Origin of the sequence: Sphingomonas faeni, assembly GCF_003053745.1 — a bacterium.
GTDB lineage: Bacteria > Pseudomonadota > Alphaproteobacteria > Sphingomonadales > Sphingomonadaceae > Sphingomonas > Sphingomonas faeni.
The window spans coordinates 952,882-970,208 of sequence record NZ_QAYE01000001.1 but is presented as its reverse complement, the minus strand read 5'-3'; the positions used below and the strand labels follow the sequence as shown (position 1 = coordinate 970,208).

Here is a 17,327-nt window from a genome sequence, read left to right as displayed (position 1 = left end):
CAGCCTGCGAGGCCAATAAGAAGAAACGGCCACAATAGGCGACGGATGCATCTGAGAGCGGCCATAAAGCTAATATTGCTACAGCGAACGAATGTCCGCAATTGGGCGCTTCCTGCCGTGAAATTCAGAGCCGGGGTGGGTCCAACTCAGTCTGACCACGACAAGAGTGCGATCACGAAGAACAATTCTTGAAGTTGCTCCGCTTCTATCGGGCCGAACTCTCCGATTTTTTGTCGATCTTGCGCGCGATCCGTCGCCATTCGTACTTGGTATGGCATTCGGATTTACCGGTTGACTTGCGAACCAAGCACGTTCGCCCTTCTGACGACATAGCGAAATTGGGCGGTTGGACGCCGGGCCCGATCGGATTGAAGAGCACCCGCGGACTCGGCGCGGCGTTCGCGCGGATGCCCTGTGACAAGGCTGGCATCGCGGCGAGTGTAATCGCTAGAACTGCAAAACCAGTCTTCGACATGACGTACCTCTCTGACAAAATGCTTCGTTGAGTCGATATCGAACCAACCATTGTCTCTCGCTATGAGCAACGTTTAGCGCACGTCGAAATGGTCAGGTCAAGGCTTGTGAGGCGTAGATCGGTGGCGTGAATGGGCGATAGCGGCCGTCGACAACCACGAAGAACGGTTAGCCATCGTACGCGTCACAGGAGGGATATCTGTCGGCGGTTCCGACCAAGTTAGACAGACTAGGCTATTGCAGTGACTATTTGACCCAAGGCCCGGTCAGGCCTCCAGTGACTGTCGATTTTAATCGCAGACCGCCCAGGCTCTCATAACGAGCAGCAGGCAAATAGCCGCATAGGTCGCCCCCCACTTAGCTCGAATGGCGTTGCCTGTCTTCGAGAAGCGCCTCCGGCTCAACGGCGTTCCGTCATGGTGATCGTACGCATTTTTCCATAGATCGAAATGCCAGCATTCACCCTGGTGCCGGGGGCGATCGTCCAGACAGCGCGTCGCGACCCTTGTCATTTTAAAATGCCGGGCCTCCGCATCCAGGACCGGCAGCCCCGCGGAGCATGGCCGCAGCGGCGTTTCGATCTGGATGAACCGCAAAGTTTGTCCTGTTGTTCGTGGCCCAGCCTGAACAACGTTCGGACCCTGTGGCTGCGCCTTAAAGCTTCGCCGTGCGTTGAACCGGCGAGGAGATGACCATGATCGACGATCCGAAAACCGACGACTCAACCCCCGCCGAAGAGGCAGAGGAGATGGAAAAGGTACAGGAGGACGCCGCCAAGGAGCGTAAGGAAAACGGTGGCTACCAGTAGGCTTCGACATCCTGCCGGCAATCGCCTTACCCTCCTTGGGCAGCGATTGCCGCCGCCCTACCCGTCCGACCTAGCGACGCGATTCTAGTCGGCCACCTTACCCGCACCATTCGAAGTTAACGCGCCGCTAACTCTCAATTTCCGGAACGTTAGGCCTTCGACGCGGCTTTTACGCTCATCTACAACCCTGTCCCCGACTGGAACTGATGATGAGCACGAACCTGGTATCCGCGGTTTTCGATAATCATGCAGACGCCGAGCGCGCCGTGGCCGAGCTTCGCGCGGCTGGTATCAACGACAGCGCGATCTCCATCGTTGCCCAGCATGACGGCAAGAACACCACGACGGACGGCAACGGCGACACGCAGGAGTTCGTCGGCAAGGTAGCGGCCGGCGCCGGGATCGGCACGCTGCTCGGCATCGCCGCCCTCGCCATTCCGGGAGTCGGCCCCCTCGTCGCCGCTGGCGCGATTGCATCCGCCGCCATTCCAGGCGCTGCGATCACGGGCGCGGCGCTTGGCGGTGCCGTTGGCGGACTAGAAAAGGTTATGACCGATCACGGTGTCAGCCGCGTCGATGCCAGCTACTATGAAGGCCGTATCAATAAAGGCGGCGTGTTCGTTTCCGTCGATACCAGCGCCGCCGGGATCAATGCCGAAGACGCTGCCGACGTCCTCTATCGGTCGGGTGGGCACACATCCACGCGGACGAAGGTTTCAATGGCGTAATCGCCGACGTCTCCACACCGATCTAGCTGAAGGGGCGTTCCGATAACGGGACGCCCCTTCTGTTTTCGCTTGATAGATCGGTCATCCTGCCCTGCTCCAGACGCATTCTTGCGCCCTCGCGCCAACTTCTAACGTATCGACAATCCCATCCGATACTGCCGCCGATACGGCCCCACCGAACCGCCGCATGACGGCCAGCACCGTCTAGACCGCCATCCAATCGCTCTCGGCATCGTCGATCGCGGCAAAGGCGTCACCATCGGCCTGTTGCTTGCGCAAATGCGCGCGCACCGCCTCCGGATCGCCGTTCTTGGGAAAGGTCCGATCGGCACGCGCAGCATCGGCGATACCGTCGACCCAATCGCCGCGGTCGCGCTGCGTCAGCAGCCACTTTCCAAACGCGGGCTTAGGCTCCTGCTGGTCGTCGTTGTAATCGGCCATGATCGTGTCCTCGAATCGTTGGACCGCTCATCGCATCGGATTGATGTTCCTGCAATGTTCTTACGAGTCCAACTGGATCAGATTTGGCTAGGGAGACGCCACGACCGGCAACCGACAAGCCCGAAGGAAAGCTGCGGTCGGAGATGCGGTCCCCCAGCACGGGCGACCGACATCTCCCAAGTCACCTCGGCGTGCGCCTAGTTCACGCCCTGTTTGCGCGCGCCGACGATCATGCCCTTTGCGATCTTGCGCACGGCTTCATCGTCCTTGGTACCGTCGGTCGCCGGATCGCCGAGGTGGTCGAGGCTCTGTTCCATGAAATCGAGGAGCCCGGCGTGCCGCGCTTCGACATATTCCATGAGTTTGAACAGCAGATGCTCCGTGGCAATCTCGCGCTGGCGGGTCTGTGTCGCGTCGTCGGACATCACGACGCCTCCGTCGGCGTTGGCGCGCCCAATTTCTGCGCGACTCGCGCGACTTCTTCGTCTTTCGGCTCCTCCGGCAGTTCTTCGCCCGGCAAGAGTGCGTCATCGGGAATGCCCGGAGCCGTGCCGGCAATCGGTTCGTCGATGGCACGCTCGTTCGCGCCGTCCGTGATCTTCTCTCTCGCTACCATGTCAGTCTCCTCCGTTGCGTTCAAACGCACAACCAACGGTACGGAGCCACGTCATGACTACGGATCGTAGATAAGGAAGACCTAGAGATCGATGGCTTGGCGCGGCGCATGCAATCTTAAGCCGCCGGCATCGAGTGCTTCAGGCGGCGTGCTTCTTGGCGAACTCCGCAAAATACGCGTGCATGGTGGAATCGGCGATGGGCGCGATCAGCCTAGCCACATCTTCTGCAACTGCACCGTCACCGCACAAGGGTCTGCTAAGCTGATGGCCCATTGCCCAGTCGGGAAAGCTGCGCTTGGCAATCGGGCGATTGTCGAGTGTCACGGCGGCGAAGTGGCGTCCGTCGGCCTTGATACGGTCGTATGTCTGCACAACCGCATCCGCCGGTCCTTCGAGCGCCTGCAGGAACCGACGTCCGCCAACAACCAACAAGCCCGTCACGCCGACCGCCGCATTGTTACGGCGCGACGCGCGCAGCACACCCTCGAGCTCGGCCTTCGATAGCTCGGAGCGGGCGGTACTGATGTAGATGAGACGTATCAACGCGAACCCCTTCGAGTCCGACGTAACCGCCGAATCTAAACGTCAAATAAACAGGAATTGCGGCGGTGTGATCGGGATCGATCAGCGCAATTCTCCGTAGAAACATCGGTCCCGCACCGTCATCCGACCCACCGGACATGGTCACTTCCGACAGAAATCGAGTATCGACCACGGCGCGAATGGCTGTTTCTCGGTATCACGCCAGGCTCGAGACGATACGCGTCGCACGGCCTCATCCTTGCTTTTGATGCCGATCTCGGCTGTTGCCCGGCGATGGATATTCCCGCGCTGTATCATTCGCTTATTCTCTGGATCGGAGACGGCACCGGCCTGCCCGACGCGATCCTCCATATCCATGCCGGGCTCATCATCCTCATGCTCGTACGGCTCGTCAGCGGCCGGTCGTTGGGGACGCTCATCCCCTTGCTGGTCGTCGTTCTGGCGGAACTTGGCAACGAGACGCTCGACTACCTCAACTACGGCATGCGCTGGGCCGACACGCTTTCGGATATCGGCAACACGATATTCTGGCCCTTGGTCATCAGCCTGGGCGTGAGATTGCGCCCCATGGTGCGACGGGATCAGAGCGTGCGGTAAGAAACGCGGTGGTGAAATCCGACGGTGCATCGCGGTGGTTGGACCGAAGTAGGTGCATGGAGCCGGATCGTTCGAGATCGGCGTTCCGTCATCGACGGAAACGGCTCGCTCGAGAAAAGGGAATAACGCGCGCGAGCCGCAGTCCGGATGGCCGAATACGGTCTTGGGACGTAGCCGGCTCGAATTTTATGCGCCTGCAAGCGTCCGGGATCAAGCGCTTTTTTGAACTCGGAGTATGCCGACCCGCCTTGGTGACGAGCCAAAGATTACGACGAGCCGACATACCCGCCCATCAACCAACAAACGGACGTGTCGGACGCATTGTTATTGGCATTTGAATGCTTTGCAGCTTGTCCAGTCAACGAAGACGTGTCAGGATCAGAGCAGTGCATCCAATAGGCCGATCAACGGGCGATCGGCAGGGGGCATCGGTAGTGCGTGCATCTCGTTCGGCCTCACCCAGCGCAGCGCGGTCGCTTCGAGCGCGCGCGGCACGCCGGTCCATTTGCGTGTGATGTAGAGCAACAACAGCAAATGGCGATCGCCGAGCGGCGCGCTGGCGAACGTCGCGGGCGCGAGGCAGGCGTGCGGCACCGTGATCGCCAACTCCTCCTCGAGTTCGCGGATCAGGGCAGCCTCGGGAGTTTCGCCAGGCTCGATCTTGCCGCCAGGGAACTCCCAGAGGCCGGCAAGCGACTTGCCTTCCGGACGTTGCTGCAAAAGCACGCGGCCTTCGAGATCGACCAATGCGGCCGCTACTACCGGCAGCAGCAACGACGCGGCAGGGATCGGTCCCGATACGGACGGATCGTTGGTCATTCCTTAATTTCCCCGCGATTAAACCGCACCCATGAGCCCTATATCCGTCGCGACGCATGCCGTCATCCGAACGATCGCGCGCGTGATGCGCGAAAGACGGGGGGCGACCGCGATCGAATACGGGCTCATCATCGCGCTGGTCGTGATCGCGATGATCGCCGGCCTCACCGCGCTTGCCGATACGACGACGGGCATGTGGGGCAACGTCAACTCGAAGGTCGCCAACGCGCGCTGATCCGCAAAAGAAACGGCGCCCACCTTAAACCTTTCTCAACCAACCACTTGTATCCCTCAAATCGCTGATCCGGTCCGTCCGGTGCAGCCGGGTGACACAGAAGCAATCGAAACGATGGAGACCGGAATGACGACGATCCGCAAGTTTTTCAAGAATTCCAAGGGTGCGACCGCAATCGAATACGGCCTAATCGCTGCACTGATCGCAGTTGCCGCGATCGCAGCGATGCAGGGCCTCGGCACCAGCCTGACCAAGACGTTCAACAACGTCTCGACCAAGCTGAACACCTCGACCACGTAACCATCGCGCTGGAGAGCGGCGCATGCGCGACCGCTCTCCGGCACGACTTGCGAGTTCAAAGGGCGGCGGAACCTCGGTTCCGCCGCCCTTTGTGCGTGGGTCAGAGACGGCCCATCTTGAGGAACTTGGCCTGGCGGTCCTTGCGAAGTTCGCTCGGTGTGAGCGGGGCAAGGTCCCTGAGCGCAGACGACAGCGCATCAGCAAGCGACTCGATCGCGGCTGCACGGTCGCGGTGCGCCCCGCCCAGCGGCTCGGGTACGATATCGTCGATCACGCCGAACGACTTCAAGTCCTGCGCGGTGATCCGCATCGCTTCGGCGGCCTCGGGGGCCTTGTCGGCAGTGCGCCACAGGATCGACGCGCAGCCTTCCGGACTGATCACCGAATAGATCGCATGTTCGAACATCAGCACGCGGTTGCCCGCGGCCAGCGCGACCGCGCCGCCCGATCCGCCTTCGCCGACGATCGCCGAAACGATCGGCACGCCGGCGTTGAGACACGCTTCGGTCGAGCGGGCGATCGCCTCGGCCTGGCCGCGCTCTTCCGCCTGGATGCCCGGGAATGCGCCGGAAGTGTCGACCAGCGTGATGATCGGCAGGCCGAATCGGTTGGCGAGTTCGACAAGGCGAATCGCTTTCCGGTATCCCTCGGGCTTGCCCATGCCGAAATTGTGGCGGAGGCGGCTGGCGGTGTCGTCGCCCTTCTCGTGGCCGAGCACCATGATCTTACGCCCGCGGAACGTCGCGAAGCCGCCGATGATCGCCTGGTCGTCGCCGAAGGCGCGGTCGCCGGCGAGCGGCACGAACTCGTCGAACAGCGCGGCGACGTAATCCTTGAAGTGCGGGCGTTCCGGATGGCGGGCGACCTGCGTCTTCTGCCACGGGGTCAGGCGCGCGAAGGTATCCTTCAGCAGCTTGTCGGACTTCGCCTGCAAACGGGCGATGTCGGCGGCGAGGTCGACGCTGCCTTCGGCGGCGGTGTCGCGGAGTTCGTCGATCCGGCCCTGGAGTTCGGCGATCGGTTTCTCGAAGTCGAGGAAGCTTGGCATCAGCGGCGGTTACGGCGCGGGCGCGTCCGCGTCAACGCGGCGGCAAGTCCGCCAGCGGGTGGCGGGTGTTGACGAGCTCGACGAGGCGGCTCGAATCGACGTGCGTGTAGATCTCGGTGGTGGCGATATCGGCGTGGCCGAGCATCGATTGCAGCGCGCGCAGATCCGCACCGCCGGCGAGCAGATGCGTGGCGAAGGCGTGGCGCAGGACGTGAGGGCTGACGCGGTCGGGGGGAATACCTGCCTCGGCGGCGATCGCCTTCACGAGCTGATACAGGCGGATGCGCGAAAGATGGCCTTTGCCCGAGGGGAACAGCCAGAGTCGGTCGGTCGCGACGTGGGTGCGCCAGACCGCGACGGCGGCGCGCGCTCGGTCGGAGATCGGGACGAGCCGCTCGCGCCCGCCCTTGCCGCGCAGAATCAGGAATGGGCGATCGGGGTGAACGGCGTTGCGCGGCAGGCTGACGAGTTCGGTCGCGCGCAGGCCGGAGCCGTAGAGAAGCTCGAACAACGCGGAGAGTCGCAGGTCGTTGGGGTCGAGCGGGTCGCGAGCGGCGCGTTCGGCGATCGCGGCGAACAGGCGGTCGACGTCGGCGTGGCTAAGTATCTTCGGCAAGGTGCGTGCTGTGCCCGGCCGCGGGAGCGCCTTGCCGGGATCGTCAGCGCGGTGGCCTTCATCGGCGAGGAACGCGAAGAAGCGGCGGAGCGAGGCGGACTTCCGGCCCACGGTGGAGCGAGACAAGGCCGACCACCCGCTCGCCAGCTTGGCCAGCGCGTCCGCATCCGCGTCGGCCAATCCGCCTTCCAGCGCCTGCGAGGCAAGCGTCAGGTCACTGCGATACGCCGCCACGGTGTTGGCTGCGGCACCGACCTCCGCGGTCATCATTTCCAGGAACCGGTCGATCAGCGCGCGATCGCTACCGTGGCTCACGCGCGCGCGATTGCCTCGGCCGCGATCATCCGCGCCTCGCCGTCGAGACCGACGCCGCGCAGAGCGCCGACGATACGGTACAGTGCTTCCGGGGGGATGTCCTTCCAGCTCCCCGCCTGCATGCCGACCGCCGCGAGCAGGACGACCGTCCCGGCCTGGCCGTCGCGTGCCGCACGATCGAGCGCGCGGGTCCAGGCATTGTCCGCGCCGATCCGGACACCGAGCGACTGTGCTGCGCGCTCGATATCGCCTTGGTTGAGACGACCGAGGCCTGCCAACCCTGCGAACAACATGCGCTGCTTCAACGCCGAATCGCCTTCGCCACCGGTGTAGGACGCAAGGTCGGAATAGCTAAGGCGGCGATACGCGTCGGGATCGCTGAGCATTATCATCGCCCAGGCGTCGCTGCCGGCGGGTACCGAGCCCAGCCAGCGTGCTGCGGTGCGATCGAGCCCCGCAGACAGCATTGATGCGACCAGAAGATCGGCTTCGGCCTTCGCCAGCGCCGGGTTCATCCGTGCCGCCGCCCGCGCGGTCAGCACGAGCCGCGCATAGCTCGGGCGCGCGTTCGCACCGCCCCACAGCTGACGCAGCGCGGTGAGCCGCGAATCCGGGTTGCGATCGGCATAGGCCGTCTGGAGATCATTGGCGGTCGCGGTCGCGCCACTCTGCGTATCGTCGTCAGTCGCCGCCGCAGCGTAGAGATCGACGAGCGCGGCACTGGACAACACCCCCTGGCCCGCCGCAGCCTCGGCCGGGGCCAGTCGATCGCCGAGCGCAACGGAGGGCGACAGCGCCTGCCAGTATTTCACCTGCGGACCCGCCGTGCCGTACAGTTCGTCGGGTACCGTAACGCCGGTCGCCATCGCGAGCCCGAACCGCCACGCGGTCAGCCGGTCGACGCCGTCCCATTCGATCGTCACGGCCTGGCGCCCCTGCGCCCCCGCACCGACGACTTTCTGCGCCAGCAGCAGGTCGACACCGCTAGCGACGTTGCGGCGCTTGGCGGTCGCGATCAGCGGGCTCGCCTGCGCGGGATTGCCCGACAGCCCGGCGCACATCGCTTGCGCCATCGTCCAGCCGCGCGCCGGGGCGTAGCGCATCGCGCCCGTCACCAGCGGGCACAGGCCTGCCGGATCGCCCGTTGCCAACGCGGTGTTCATCGCGACCTGATAGAGTTTCGGCGTGTAATTGTCGGTGTCGACGTTCTGCGCGACCGCTCGCGCGGCAACCGATTCGCCCATACGCAGCAACAGCCACGCGCGCTCGGCAGCGAAGTCCGCGCCGTTCGTGCGGCTGGGCGTGTCGACATGCGACACCAGCGCACGCCGCAACAGGATCGACATCCAGCGCGACGGCAGCGGCGCACTGAGGCGGCGCATCAGCGTCTCGACATACTGGCCGTCCGCTTCACCGAAGGCATCGGTATCGAGACCGCCTCCGCTAGCCGTAACCGGACCGACCGTCGCGAGCGAGCGCCGTGCGGACGCCGGCATCTCGTATTGCGCAAGCACGGCCGGATCGACCGGCGCAGGCGTCGCGACAGGGGGCACCAGCGGCGCGTCGCCCGGCGTCGTGGGCGGCAGCGGCTGGATCATAGCGCCCGGTTGCGCGGGTGCCGGAGCCGGAGCGGTCGGTTGCGCTGGATCGGTCGGACGTGCCGCCTGCGTACCGGCAGGCGGTGTCGATCGCGGTGCGGGCGCAGGCGTCGGCTCGCCGAACCCCGGCGGCAGGATCGATTCGGGGCGATCCTGTCCGATCGCCGGTGCCAGCGCGACCAAGGCTCCGACGGCAACCGCCGCCGCTAAGGATACCTTAAGAGAGGTTCGCAAGCGTCACGGCCTTTTCGACGTGGCTCTGCGGACGCTCGGTCGCGCGGCCTGCCAACAGGAACAGGCCGCCGACCACGACCACAAGAACGACGACGACCGAGACGATGAAACGGGACATGCGACGTAACCTTGTAGTGGACGGGGGTAGTGAACGATCAGCGAAATATCGCGCGCCAAGAGCTTTTGCCCTCGCGCGGTGCCGCTGTATAGCGCGGGCTACGATGTTGCAAAGCCACAACCCTTCCGGCGGACCCTCGGGCGGTCGCCGCCCTGCCCCGATCGATCGCCCGATCGTGCTCGTCGGGTTGATGGGCGTCGGCAAGACCACCGTCGGCCGCCGCCTCGCGCTGCGCATGAACCTGCCGTTCGTCGATGCCGACCACGAGATCGAGGCTGCGTCGGGCATGACCGTCGCCGAGATCTTCGCCAAATACGGCGAGGACTATTTCCGCGACGGCGAGCGCCGCGTGATCGCGCGGCTGATCGACGGTACGCCCAAGATCATCGCGACCGGCGGCGGCGCGTTCATCAACGACGACACGCGGGCGCTGATCTTGCGCGATGCGGTGTCGGTGTGGCTTAGCGCGCATCCCGACATCCTGGTCGAGCGCGTCGGCCGCCGCGACAGTCGCCCGCTGCTCCGCAACCGCGATGCGGGCAAGGTGCTCACCGAACTGGCACGCGTGCGCAACCCGATCTACGCGCAGGCCAACATCCATATCGTCAGCAACAAGACACCGCACGAAGCGACCGTCGCTGCAATCCTGAGAGCGCTTGGCCGATGAAGACCGTTACCGTCGAACTGGGTGCACGGACCTATCCGATCCATATCGAAGCAGGATTGCTCGCGCGGGCGGGTGAGTTCCTTGCGCCGCTTGCGAAGGGGCGGCGGGTGGCGATCGTCACCGACGAGAATTTGTCGGTTCACCTCGCGACGTTGCAGGCTTCGCTGACTGCGGTGGGAATCGCGTCCGAGGCGATCGTTCTGGCACCCGGCGAGGGCAGCAAGAGCTGGGCGACGCTGGAAATGCTGTGCGACCGGCTGCTCGAACTCGGCGTCGAGCGCGGCGATCACGTCGTTGCGCTGGGCGGCGGCGTGATGGGGGATCTGGTCGGGTTCGCCTGCTCGATCCTCAAGCGCGGGTGCAACTTCGTGCAGATCCCGACGAGCCTGCTCGCGCAGGTCGACAGCTCGGTCGGCGGCAAGACCGCGATCAACACGAAGGCCGGCAAGAATTTGATCGGCGCGTTTCACCAGCCGGTGATGGTGCTGATCGATCCGCAGGTGCTCGACACGCTGCCGATCCGTGAGTTGCGCGCTGGCTATGCCGAGGTCGTGAAATACGGCTTGATCGACGACTTCGCGTTCTTCGAATGGTGCGAGGCGAACGGCGCGGCATTGCTCGCAGGCGATCTGGCGCTGCGCGAATACGCGATCGCGCACAGCGTTTCGGCGAAGGCGCGGATCGTCGCGGCGGACGAGCATGAGACGAACGGCATCCGGGCGTTGCTCAATCTCGGGCACACGTTCGGGCATGCGCTGGAGGCGGAGACCGGGTTCTCGCAGGCGTTGATCCACGGCGAGGGCGTCGCGGCGGGCTGCTCGCTGGCGTTCGGGTTCTCGGCATCGCAAGGGATTTGCTCGGGGCAAGATGCTCAGCGAGTAGCGGCGCATTGGCGCGACGTCAGACTTCCCGACGGTCTGGCTGCTGCGAAGGTTGGCGCAAGCGGTGCGCGGCTTGTCGACCACATGCGGCACGACAAGAAGATGGCGGCGGGCACCCTCCCCTTCCTGCTCGTGCGCGGGATCGGCCAGGCGTATCTCGACAAGACCGTCGACCTCGCCGACGTCGAGACCTTCCTCGACGCGCAGCCCCGCTGATGCCCAACGGTGTCGCCAAGCAAAACCTGCCGACGAAGGTGTGTCCGGCGTGCGAGCGGCCGTTCACGTGGCGGAAGAAGTGGGCGCGAGACTGGGACAGCGTGATCTACTGCTCCGACGCCTGCCGGAAGAAGCGGTAGCGCTCCGAAGACCAGCAAGAAGCTTGTTCACCCGCGAAGGCGGGTGCCCAGTCTGGGCACCCGCCTTCGCGGGTGAACAACGAGGTCAGGTGCGGGCCGCGCTCCAAGCCAGCCACAACCACCCACCGATCAACAACGCCCCACCGATCGGCGTAATCGCGCCGAACCAGCGCGGCGCGCCCAGCGCCATCGCGTACAACGTTAACGCGAAGATCGCCGCACCGATCACGAACAGCCAAGCTGGCCCGCGCGCCTCCATTCGAATCGCGACCAGCGCCGCAACCACGTGGACAAGCTGATACTGCGCGCCGGTCTTCAGCCACTCCGCCGCCGACCCGCTCGCGCCGTGCGCCCCGAACGCCCCCGCCGCGACCGCGATCGCGCCGGACAGCGCCGCCAAGATAGCGATAATCATTGCGTATCGTTCCCCCAGGGAAAGCGTTTCGCGGTCTCGGCACGCGCCGCGCGCATGTCGCCGGAGTCGATCTGCAACTGCAACCGCTCCTTGTCCCGCGCCCGGTATTGCTCCTCCGCGCGATCGATATCGGCCGGCGCGATCTCGAGCCCGCGCATGACCAGGCGCGCCATCTTCACCGCGGACTCCATCACTTCGCGCACCACCGCGGTCGCCGACGTGTTCTTCAACTTGACCAGCGCGCGGCGATCGAACGCGCGGACGTAGATCGCGGCGTCCGGGAATGCCTCGTGCACGCCCTCGATCGTGTCCGGATCGAGCTGGTCGCCGTCCATGCAGAAGCAGATGATCTCCGCCTCCGCTGCGCCAGCCTGTCGCAACAAGTCGAGCCGCGTGCCGTCGCCGTAATAGACCTTCGCGCCGAACTCGCCGGCGATGTCGATCATCTCGATATCGGTGTCGATCAGCGTCACCGGGATGTCCTGCGCCAGCAGCATCTGGCCGACCGTCTGGCCGAACCGCCCATAGCCGACGATGATCGCGTTCGCGCCGTCGACCTTGGGGCCGTCGCGTTCCTGCCCCTCGGCGATCGGCTCGGTCCGGAAGCGCCGCGTGATCCCCATCAGGAACGGCGTCGTCGCCATCGACAGCGTGATGATCGCGCCGAACAGGCTGGCCGCCTGTGGTTCGATCAGCAGCCCGGCCTGCGCCTGCGCGAACAGCACGAAGCCGAACTCGCCGCCCTGGCTGAGCAGCAGACCAAGCGCGAACGCCTGCCGCCACGTCATCTTGAACGCCATGCCGATCAGCATGATGACGCTGGTCTTGGTCGCGATCAGCGCGGCGGCCATCGCCATCACGAAGAACGGGCGTTCGGCGATCGCGCCCAAGTCGAGCACCATGCCGACCGCCAGAAAAAACAACCCGAGCAGGATCGATCGGAACGGCTCGACGTCTGCCTCCAGTTCGTGACGATACGGACTGTCCGCGAGCATGACGCCGGCGATGAACGCGCCGAGCGCAGTCGACAGCCCGAGCCATTCCATGATGGCGGCGCTGGCGATGACCGTGAACAGGCCGGCAAACACGAACATCTCGCGCTCGCCGAGATTGCCGATCAGCCGGAAGAACGGCCGCAGCAGATAGCGCCCGGCGACGACGAGCCCGACGACCGCCAGCACGGTGTAGAGCGCAAGCAGCCAGCCTGGCGGCGCGTTCGCGTCGGCCGGGTTGCGGCTCATTGCCGCGACGATCGTGATCAGGGGGACGATCGAGAGGTCCTGGAACAGCAGGATCGAGAAGGCGCGCTCGCCGAACGGCGTCTTCATCCGGCCGGACGAGCGCAGCATCGGCAGGACCTGTGCAGTCGACGACAGCGCGAGCGGAAGGCCCAGCGCGAGCGCGGCGGGGAGCGAAAACTTGGCGCCGATCCACACGATCGCGGTGATCGCGAGCCCGCAGACCACGACCTGCAACGCGCCGAGACCGAAGATCTCCTCCTTCATCTTCCACAGCCGCGACGGATTCAGTTCGAGCCCGACGATGAACAGCAGCAGCGTGATGCCGAGTTCGGCGAACCCGAGCTTCGACTCCGCGTCGCCGACCAGACCCAGCACATGCGGCCCGACGACCGCACCCGCGACCAGATACCCCAGCGTCGCGCCGAGCCCGAGCCGGCGGAACAGCAGCACGAACATCAGCCCGAACCCGAGCAATACGACGCCGTCGCGGAGCAGCGACGGGGCCGTACCCTCCGCCATCAGACTTTCGCCTTTGCAGCGGTGTCGGCAGCCTCGGCAGCCGCTTCCGATGCCGCTTCGAACGCCAGCCGGATCGACGGGTGGCGCGCGGTATAGTCGAGCGCGGGGGTGAAGATATCCATCCCCGGCCAATCGGGCGCATCGCCCTCGCGTGCAAGCCACGCCGTCAGCGCGTCGCGCGTCGCGGCGAGTTCGGCGGGGGTGCGACCGAGAATGTTCGACGCCAGCAGCGACGACGATGCCTGGCCGAGCGCACAGGCACGAACCAGCAGGCCGACCTCGCTGACCCGCCCCTCGTCGTCGACCGCGACGTCGATCGTCACGCGGCTGCCGCAGATCGGCGAGCGTTTCTCCGCGGTCGCCATCGGCTCGGGCAGGCGTTCATGGTGCGGGATCGTCGCGGCGAGGCGCAGGATCTCGGCGTTGTAGAGGGGCGCGCTCATGGTTTCGGCTCGCTAGCACTATCGGATCGGGAGGGATCGGATTTGGAAGGCGGCGTGGTTGCGCCGAAAACGGGCTTGCCGCGGCGGCGGCGGTCGACGAAATCGGCGATCCCCGCGCTGGTCGCGTTGAGCAGCGGATAAGTCCGCGATATCGTCATCCAGCCGGGGCGCCGCGACGGGCCGCCGCTCATCGTGTCGATGACGAGCGTCGCGAGCAGGAAGACGAGGCTGGCGAGGATAAGCCCCTTCAACGCGCCGAACCCGAAGCCGAGCGCCCGGTCGACTGGCCCCAAGATCGACGTCCGGGTCCGCGCGCCGATCGCGTTGGCGACCAGCCGCCCGCCGATATACGTCACGCCCGTGATGATCGCGAACGCGAGCACCGCCGCACCACCGACGGTACCGACCATCGGCGACAACGCGGCGGCGAGCGGGATGTGGAACAGCTTCAACATCGCCACCATCGCCACCCAGGCGAACATCGACAGCACTTCGGTGACGAACCCGCGCACGAGCCCCAACACCGCGGACCCCGCGACGGCGATCAGGACGACGATGTCTAGGGCGGTGAGGTTCATGGTCTCTGGAATAGGGACGTGCGGTGCGAACCGCTAGTGCGCGCGGCGACCGACGCGCTCTAGTGGTTCAACCGAACATACCGTAGCGCTCGCGCCACGCGGCGACTTCGTCCTGCAGCTGCGCGGGTGCAGCCTCGCCCGATAGGACGAAGCGAGCGACGTCGGTGTCTGGATGCATCAGCATTTTCCTCGATCCGTCGCTGAACCAGACCGGGACCAGCTGGTCGCACACGCTGTCGAGCACCGCGGCCGCCATGCCGTTCGCGATCGCGTCGCTGCCGGCGAGGACGCGGACATTGATCGAGACGCCTTCGAGGCAGTTCTGCGGTTCCTTGACGAAATTGAGCGACACGAGAAGCCCGGACCGGTCGGGCCGTGCCCCGTCAGGCAGGCTCGCGACCCGTCGCCACACGCAGAACCAGGTGCGACAGATGCGCGGGCGGACGGCGTGGATGCCGCACCCCTTATTGGAGAGGTGGATGCACGGCGTTCCCGCGGGCTTGGCGAACTCGGGCGTAGTCACCGTCAGTTCGGTGCAGCACGCGGTACAATCGCCGCACGCTCGATCGGGCAGGATCGGCCCGAGCAGCGCGGTTTCCACGTCGGTATGGGGTTGCATCTGCGTGCGCGCATCCGGCGGGGTCGGGGCGTCACGCCGATCCACGGTTCAATTTCCTTCGGAATCCACCGTGAAGACCATCGGCTTGCCCCGCGACATCGGCTCCCATCCCGCGGCCAACGCCGCCCGCACGCCGCGAGCGATCGTCGCGTCGTCGATCTGCAGCCGGCCGCGCGGCAACCCTTTTAACAGGCGTTTCGGCGCGGGGAACTCGAGCAGGGCTTCGCGTTTGGCGTCGTCCTGCAACAGCGAGATCGTCATGCCCTTCCAGCCTTCGGCATCCGTATGCTGCGGTTCGCGCTGGAGGTGCCAGTCGTATCGGGTGCCATCGACCTCGACGGTACCGGTATTGCTTTTCGTGTTCGCCATGCCGGCGGCCATAGCATGGCTGTCGCGAGAGGCCATGCGTTCGCCGCTTGGCCGAACCTGCCCGCCACGATGACGTCGTGTGCGGCTCGATCGACCTATGACCGATAACGGCCCTCACCACCCCACCCCGGCGGAGGCCGGGGCCCAATTGGAGAGGTCGTGGTAACGAAGCGCAGCGGCCGCCAGCAGCGTTTCCCAATTGGGCCCCGGCCCCCGCCGGGAAGGTGACTAGCCGGGACGTTAACAACGAACCGGAGCTATCCCCGTCGTAAAGGTATGCCTGACCCACCACCGTCACAAACGCTACCTTGTTCTCCCGCGAAGGCGGGAGCCCAGTCTGGGTCCCCGCCTTCGCGGGGAAACAAGGTTTGAAACGCCTACCCCCGCCCCATCATGTGATCGACGAACGACGCCAGCGTCTTGAACCCCGACAGCTTCATCCCGCTCTTCTCCCCCGTCATCGACGCCGGCACCAATGCGCGTTCGAAACCGAGCTTGCTCGCTTCCTTCAACCGCAGCGGCCCATGCGCGACCGGGCGGATTTCGCCCGACAGCGCGACTTCACCGAACGCCACCGCATCGACCGGCACGGGCCGCTCCGACATCGCGGAAATGAGCGCCGCCGCCACTGCGAGGTCCGCCGCCGGGTCCTGCACCCGGTACCCGCCGGCGATGTTGAGATAGACCTCGGCGTTGGAGAAGCTCAGCCCGCACCGCGCCTCCAGCACCGCAAGAATCATCGCGAGACGCCCCGAATCCCAGCCGACCACGGCACGTCTCGGCGTAGCGCCGGACGCCAGCCGCACGGTCAGCGCCTGAATCTCGACCAGCACGGGCCGCGTCCCCTCCAGCGCCGGGAACACCGTTGCCCCCGTCATCGCATCGTCGCGGTGCGTCAGGAACAGCGACGACGGATTGCCGACCTCCGCCAACCCTTCGGTCTGCATCGAGAACACGCCGATCTCGTCGGTCCCGCCGAAGCGGTTCTTGATCGCGCGGAGGATGCGGTATTGGTGGCTGCGCTCGCCCTCGAACGACAGCACCGTGTCGACCATATGCTCAAGCACGCGGGGGCCAGCGATCGAGCCGTCCTTCGTCACGTGCCCGACCAACACCACGGCGGTGCCGCGTTCCTTGGCGAACCGGATCAGCTCCTGCGCCGACGCACGCACCTGGCTGACCGTGCCGGGCGCGCCCTCGATCAGGTCGGAGTGCATCGTCTGGATCGAATCGATCACCAGCATCGCAGGAGGCCTGGTCTGCAACGTGGTCAGGATGTCGCGCGTCGAGGTCGCCGCCGCCAGTTGCACCGGCGCGTTGCCCAAGCCCAGCCGCCGCGCGCGCAGGCGGACCTGGTCCGCAGCCTCCTCGCCCGAAACATATGCGACCGACTGGCCGGCCAGCGCCATCTTCGCCGCCGCCTGCAACAACAGCGTCGACTTGCCGATCCCCGGATCGCCGCCGATCAGTGTCGCCGAACCCTCGACGAACCCGCCGCCCAGCGCACGATCGAGTTCGGCTATCCCGGTCGCCATCCGATCGGGCAGCTTGATCTCGGCATCGAGCCCGACGAGCTGGATCGCCCGCCCGCCGGTCTGGAGATTGTGCTTCGAATGGAACGGGGTGGCGGCGGTGTTCGCCTCCTCGACCAGCGTATTCCATTCGCTGCAATCGGCGCATTGCCCCGCCCAGCGGTGCGATACCGATCCGCAGGCCTGACACACGTAACGCTTCTGGGGTTTCGCCAT

Annotated in this window: 23 protein-coding genes; 7 read left to right on the top strand and 16 right to left on the bottom strand. The window is 65.4% G+C overall.

Annotated elements, in window-relative coordinates; translation table 11 throughout:
• Nucleotides 1–1,491: 1,491 nt before the first annotated feature.
• Nucleotides 1,492–2,010, top strand: coding sequence for a general stress protein (locus tag C8J25_RS04470; RefSeq protein WP_146173293.1), 519 nt, complete (start codon nucleotides 1,492–1,494; stop codon nucleotides 2,008–2,010).
• A gap of 204 nt (nucleotides 2,011–2,214) precedes the next feature.
• Here C8J25_RS04470 and C8J25_RS04465 read toward each other — a convergent pair whose 3' ends face one another.
• The 4 genes from C8J25_RS04465 to C8J25_RS04450 form a co-directional block, all read right to left on the bottom strand.
• On the bottom strand, nucleotides 2,215–2,451 hold the full coding sequence (locus C8J25_RS04465) for a hypothetical protein (protein WP_107952394.1): 237 nt from the start codon (nucleotides 2,449–2,451) through the stop codon (nucleotides 2,215–2,217).
• Nucleotides 2,452–2,648: 197 nt separating this feature from the next.
• Nucleotides 2,649–2,876 (bottom strand): hypothetical protein, encoded by a 228-nt coding sequence (locus C8J25_RS04460; protein WP_082441427.1) that lies wholly within the window; start codon nucleotides 2,874–2,876, stop codon nucleotides 2,649–2,651.
• Nucleotides 2,876–3,067, bottom strand: coding sequence for a hypothetical protein (locus tag C8J25_RS04455; RefSeq protein WP_107952392.1), 192 nt, complete (start codon nucleotides 3,065–3,067; stop codon nucleotides 2,876–2,878). Before C8J25_RS04455 ends, C8J25_RS04460 begins: the two co-directional genes overlap by 1 nt.
• Nucleotides 3,068–3,206: 139 nt before the next feature.
• Nucleotides 3,207–3,611, bottom strand: a complete 405-nt coding sequence (locus C8J25_RS04450; protein ID WP_107952390.1) for a BLUF domain-containing protein — start codon at nucleotides 3,609–3,611, stop codon at nucleotides 3,207–3,209.
• 273 nt (nucleotides 3,612–3,884) lie between these two features.
• Here C8J25_RS04450 and C8J25_RS04445 point away from each other — a divergent pair, with 273 nt between their 5' ends.
• Entirely contained in the window at nucleotides 3,885–4,208 is a 324-nt protein-coding gene (locus C8J25_RS04445) for a hypothetical protein (RefSeq protein WP_107952388.1), read from the top strand.
• A 378-nt stretch (nucleotides 4,209–4,586) separates the two neighbouring features.
• Here the strand turns inward: C8J25_RS04445 and C8J25_RS04440 are convergent, their stop codons facing one another.
• The gene (locus C8J25_RS04440) at nucleotides 4,587–5,027 is read right to left on the bottom strand and encodes a (deoxy)nucleoside triphosphate pyrophosphohydrolase (protein WP_107952386.1); all 441 of its coding nucleotides are present in this window, start codon (nucleotides 5,025–5,027) and stop codon (nucleotides 4,587–4,589) included.
• Nucleotides 5,028–5,058: 31 nt separating this feature from the next.
• Between C8J25_RS04440 and C8J25_RS04435 the strand changes: the two genes are divergently transcribed.
• Both C8J25_RS04435 and C8J25_RS04430 read left to right on the top strand, forming a co-directional pair.
• Nucleotides 5,059–5,262, top strand: a complete 204-nt coding sequence (locus tag C8J25_RS04435; protein ID WP_056062427.1) for a Flp family type IVb pilin — start codon at nucleotides 5,059–5,061, stop codon at nucleotides 5,260–5,262.
• Nucleotides 5,263–5,388: 126 nt separating this feature from the next.
• Nucleotides 5,389–5,562, top strand: a complete 174-nt coding sequence (locus C8J25_RS04430; protein WP_107952702.1) for a Flp family type IVb pilin — start codon at nucleotides 5,389–5,391, stop codon at nucleotides 5,560–5,562.
• 100 nt (nucleotides 5,563–5,662) lie between these two features.
• Here the strand turns inward: C8J25_RS04430 and C8J25_RS04425 are convergent, their stop codons facing one another.
• The 4 genes from C8J25_RS04425 to C8J25_RS21265 are packed head-to-tail and all read right to left on the bottom strand — an operon-like array spanning nucleotide 5,663 to nucleotide 9,491.
• On the bottom strand, nucleotides 5,663–6,610 hold the full coding sequence (locus C8J25_RS04425; protein WP_056062425.1) for an acetyl-CoA carboxylase carboxyltransferase subunit alpha: 948 nt from the start codon (nucleotides 6,608–6,610) through the stop codon (nucleotides 5,663–5,665).
• Between the two features lie 31 nt (nucleotides 6,611–6,641).
• Nucleotides 6,642–7,541 carry a tyrosine-type recombinase/integrase gene (locus tag C8J25_RS04420; RefSeq protein ID WP_279628716.1) on the bottom strand — a complete coding sequence of 300 codons (900 nt, stop codon included), beginning with the start codon at nucleotides 7,539–7,541 and terminating at the stop codon, nucleotides 6,642–6,644.
• Nucleotides 7,538–9,373: a serine/threonine-protein kinase gene (locus tag C8J25_RS04415; RefSeq protein WP_107952384.1), complete on the bottom strand. Its 1,836-nt coding sequence runs from the start codon at nucleotides 9,371–9,373 to the stop codon at nucleotides 7,538–7,540. The genes C8J25_RS04420 and C8J25_RS04415 overlap by 4 nt, the downstream gene beginning before the upstream one ends.
• A complete protein-coding gene (locus C8J25_RS21265) occupies nucleotides 9,357–9,491 on the bottom strand; it encodes a hypothetical protein (protein WP_258191373.1) in 135 nt (44 codons plus the stop codon). The genes C8J25_RS04415 and C8J25_RS21265 overlap by 17 nt, the downstream gene beginning before the upstream one ends.
• A 103-nt stretch (nucleotides 9,492–9,594) precedes the next feature.
• Between C8J25_RS21265 and C8J25_RS04410 the strand changes: the two genes are divergently transcribed.
• Genes C8J25_RS04410 through C8J25_RS04400 form a run of 3 tightly spaced genes read left to right on the top strand, consistent with a single transcriptional unit; the run spans nucleotide 9,595 to nucleotide 11,395 of the window.
• A complete protein-coding gene (locus tag C8J25_RS04410; protein ID WP_107952381.1) occupies nucleotides 9,595–10,158 on the top strand; it encodes a shikimate kinase in 564 nt (187 codons plus the stop codon).
• A complete protein-coding gene (aroB, locus tag C8J25_RS04405; RefSeq protein ID WP_107952379.1) occupies nucleotides 10,155–11,255 on the top strand; it encodes a 3-dehydroquinate synthase in 1,101 nt (366 codons plus the stop codon). Before C8J25_RS04410 ends, aroB begins: the two co-directional genes overlap by 4 nt.
• Nucleotides 11,255–11,395, top strand: a complete 141-nt coding sequence (locus C8J25_RS04400; RefSeq protein WP_082444318.1) for a DUF2256 domain-containing protein — start codon at nucleotides 11,255–11,257, stop codon at nucleotides 11,393–11,395. The genes aroB and C8J25_RS04400 overlap by 1 nt, the downstream gene beginning before the upstream one ends.
• Before the next feature lie 85 nt (nucleotides 11,396–11,480).
• Here C8J25_RS04400 and C8J25_RS04395 read toward each other — a convergent pair whose 3' ends face one another.
• The 7 genes from C8J25_RS04395 to radA all read right to left on the bottom strand — a co-directional run bounded on the left by C8J25_RS04395 (nucleotide 11,481) and on the right by radA (nucleotide 17,327).
• Nucleotides 11,481–11,810: a DUF423 domain-containing protein gene (locus C8J25_RS04395; RefSeq protein WP_107952377.1), complete on the bottom strand. Its 330-nt coding sequence runs from the start codon at nucleotides 11,808–11,810 to the stop codon at nucleotides 11,481–11,483.
• Nucleotides 11,807–13,570 carry a monovalent cation:proton antiporter-2 (CPA2) family protein gene (locus tag C8J25_RS04390; RefSeq protein WP_107952375.1) on the bottom strand — a complete coding sequence of 588 codons (1,764 nt, stop codon included), beginning with the start codon at nucleotides 13,568–13,570 and terminating at the stop codon, nucleotides 11,807–11,809. The genes C8J25_RS04395 and C8J25_RS04390 overlap by 4 nt, the downstream gene beginning before the upstream one ends.
• Nucleotides 13,570–14,013, bottom strand: coding sequence for an iron-sulfur cluster assembly scaffold protein (locus tag C8J25_RS04385; RefSeq protein ID WP_107952373.1), 444 nt, complete (start codon nucleotides 14,011–14,013; stop codon nucleotides 13,570–13,572). The genes C8J25_RS04390 and C8J25_RS04385 overlap by 1 nt, the downstream gene beginning before the upstream one ends.
• Entirely contained in the window at nucleotides 14,010–14,591 is a 582-nt protein-coding gene (locus C8J25_RS04380; RefSeq protein WP_107952371.1) for a CvpA family protein, read from the bottom strand. The genes C8J25_RS04385 and C8J25_RS04380 overlap by 4 nt, the downstream gene beginning before the upstream one ends.
• A gap of 67 nt (nucleotides 14,592–14,658) precedes the next feature.
• On the bottom strand, nucleotides 14,659–15,210 hold the full coding sequence (locus tag C8J25_RS04375) for a YkgJ family cysteine cluster protein (protein ID WP_107952698.1): 552 nt from the start codon (nucleotides 15,208–15,210) through the stop codon (nucleotides 14,659–14,661).
• 48 nt (nucleotides 15,211–15,258) lie between these two features.
• Complete coding sequence (locus C8J25_RS04370) at nucleotides 15,259–15,591, bottom strand: hypothetical protein (RefSeq protein WP_107952368.1); 333 nt, start codon at nucleotides 15,589–15,591, stop codon at nucleotides 15,259–15,261.
• Nucleotides 15,592–15,956: 365 nt separating this feature from the next.
• Nucleotides 15,957–17,327, bottom strand: a complete 1,371-nt coding sequence (radA, locus tag C8J25_RS04365; protein ID WP_093399340.1) for a DNA repair protein RadA — start codon at nucleotides 17,325–17,327, stop codon at nucleotides 15,957–15,959.

Bases quoted from the DNA above. Each gene is read 5' to 3' on its own strand.
- C8J25_RS04385 (WP_107952373.1), bottom strand. From the start codon at position 14,013: ATGAGCGCGCCCCTCTACAACGCCGAGATCCTGCGCCTCGCCGCGACG.
- C8J25_RS04390 (WP_107952375.1), bottom strand. From the start codon at position 13,570: ATGGCGGAGGGTACGGCCCCGTCGCTGCTCCGCGACGGCGTCGTATTG.
- C8J25_RS04410 (WP_107952381.1), top strand. From the start codon at position 9,595: ATGTTGCAAAGCCACAACCCTTCCGGCGGACCCTCGGGCGGTCGCCGC.
- C8J25_RS04375 (WP_107952698.1), bottom strand. From the start codon at position 15,210: ATGCAACCCCATACCGACGTGGAAACCGCGCTGCTCGGGCCGATCCTG.
- C8J25_RS04435 (WP_056062427.1), top strand. From the start codon at position 5,059: ATGAGCCCTATATCCGTCGCGACGCATGCCGTCATCCGAACGATCGCG.
- radA (WP_093399340.1), bottom strand. From the start codon at position 17,327: ATGGCGAAACCCCAGAAGCGTTACGTGTGTCAGGCCTGCGGATCGGTA.
- C8J25_RS04455 (WP_107952392.1), bottom strand. From the start codon at position 3,067: ATGGTAGCGAGAGAGAAGATCACGGACGGCGCGAACGAGCGTGCCATC.
- C8J25_RS04460 (WP_082441427.1), bottom strand. From the start codon at position 2,876: ATGTCCGACGACGCGACACAGACCCGCCAGCGCGAGATTGCCACGGAG.
- C8J25_RS04445 (WP_107952388.1), top strand. From the start codon at position 3,885: ATGGATATTCCCGCGCTGTATCATTCGCTTATTCTCTGGATCGGAGAC.
- C8J25_RS04440 (WP_107952386.1), bottom strand. From the start codon at position 5,027: ATGACCAACGATCCGTCCGTATCGGGACCGATCCCTGCCGCGTCGTTG.
- aroB (WP_107952379.1), top strand. From the start codon at position 10,155: ATGAAGACCGTTACCGTCGAACTGGGTGCACGGACCTATCCGATCCAT.
- C8J25_RS04400 (WP_082444318.1), top strand. From the start codon at position 11,255: ATGCCCAACGGTGTCGCCAAGCAAAACCTGCCGACGAAGGTGTGTCCG.
- C8J25_RS04395 (WP_107952377.1), bottom strand. From the start codon at position 11,810: ATGATTATCGCTATCTTGGCGGCGCTGTCCGGCGCGATCGCGGTCGCG.
- C8J25_RS21265 (WP_258191373.1), bottom strand. From the start codon at position 9,491: ATGTCCCGTTTCATCGTCTCGGTCGTCGTCGTTCTTGTGGTCGTGGTC.
- C8J25_RS04380 (WP_107952371.1), bottom strand. From the start codon at position 14,591: ATGAACCTCACCGCCCTAGACATCGTCGTCCTGATCGCCGTCGCGGGG.
- C8J25_RS04430 (WP_107952702.1), top strand. From the start codon at position 5,389: ATGACGACGATCCGCAAGTTTTTCAAGAATTCCAAGGGTGCGACCGCA.
- C8J25_RS04465 (WP_107952394.1), bottom strand. From the start codon at position 2,451: ATGGCCGATTACAACGACGACCAGCAGGAGCCTAAGCCCGCGTTTGGA.
- C8J25_RS04470 (WP_146173293.1), top strand. From the start codon at position 1,492: ATGAGCACGAACCTGGTATCCGCGGTTTTCGATAATCATGCAGACGCC.
- C8J25_RS04370 (WP_107952368.1), bottom strand. From the start codon at position 15,591: ATGGCCGCCGGCATGGCGAACACGAAAAGCAATACCGGTACCGTCGAG.
- C8J25_RS04425 (WP_056062425.1), bottom strand. From the start codon at position 6,610: ATGCCAAGCTTCCTCGACTTCGAGAAACCGATCGCCGAACTCCAGGGC.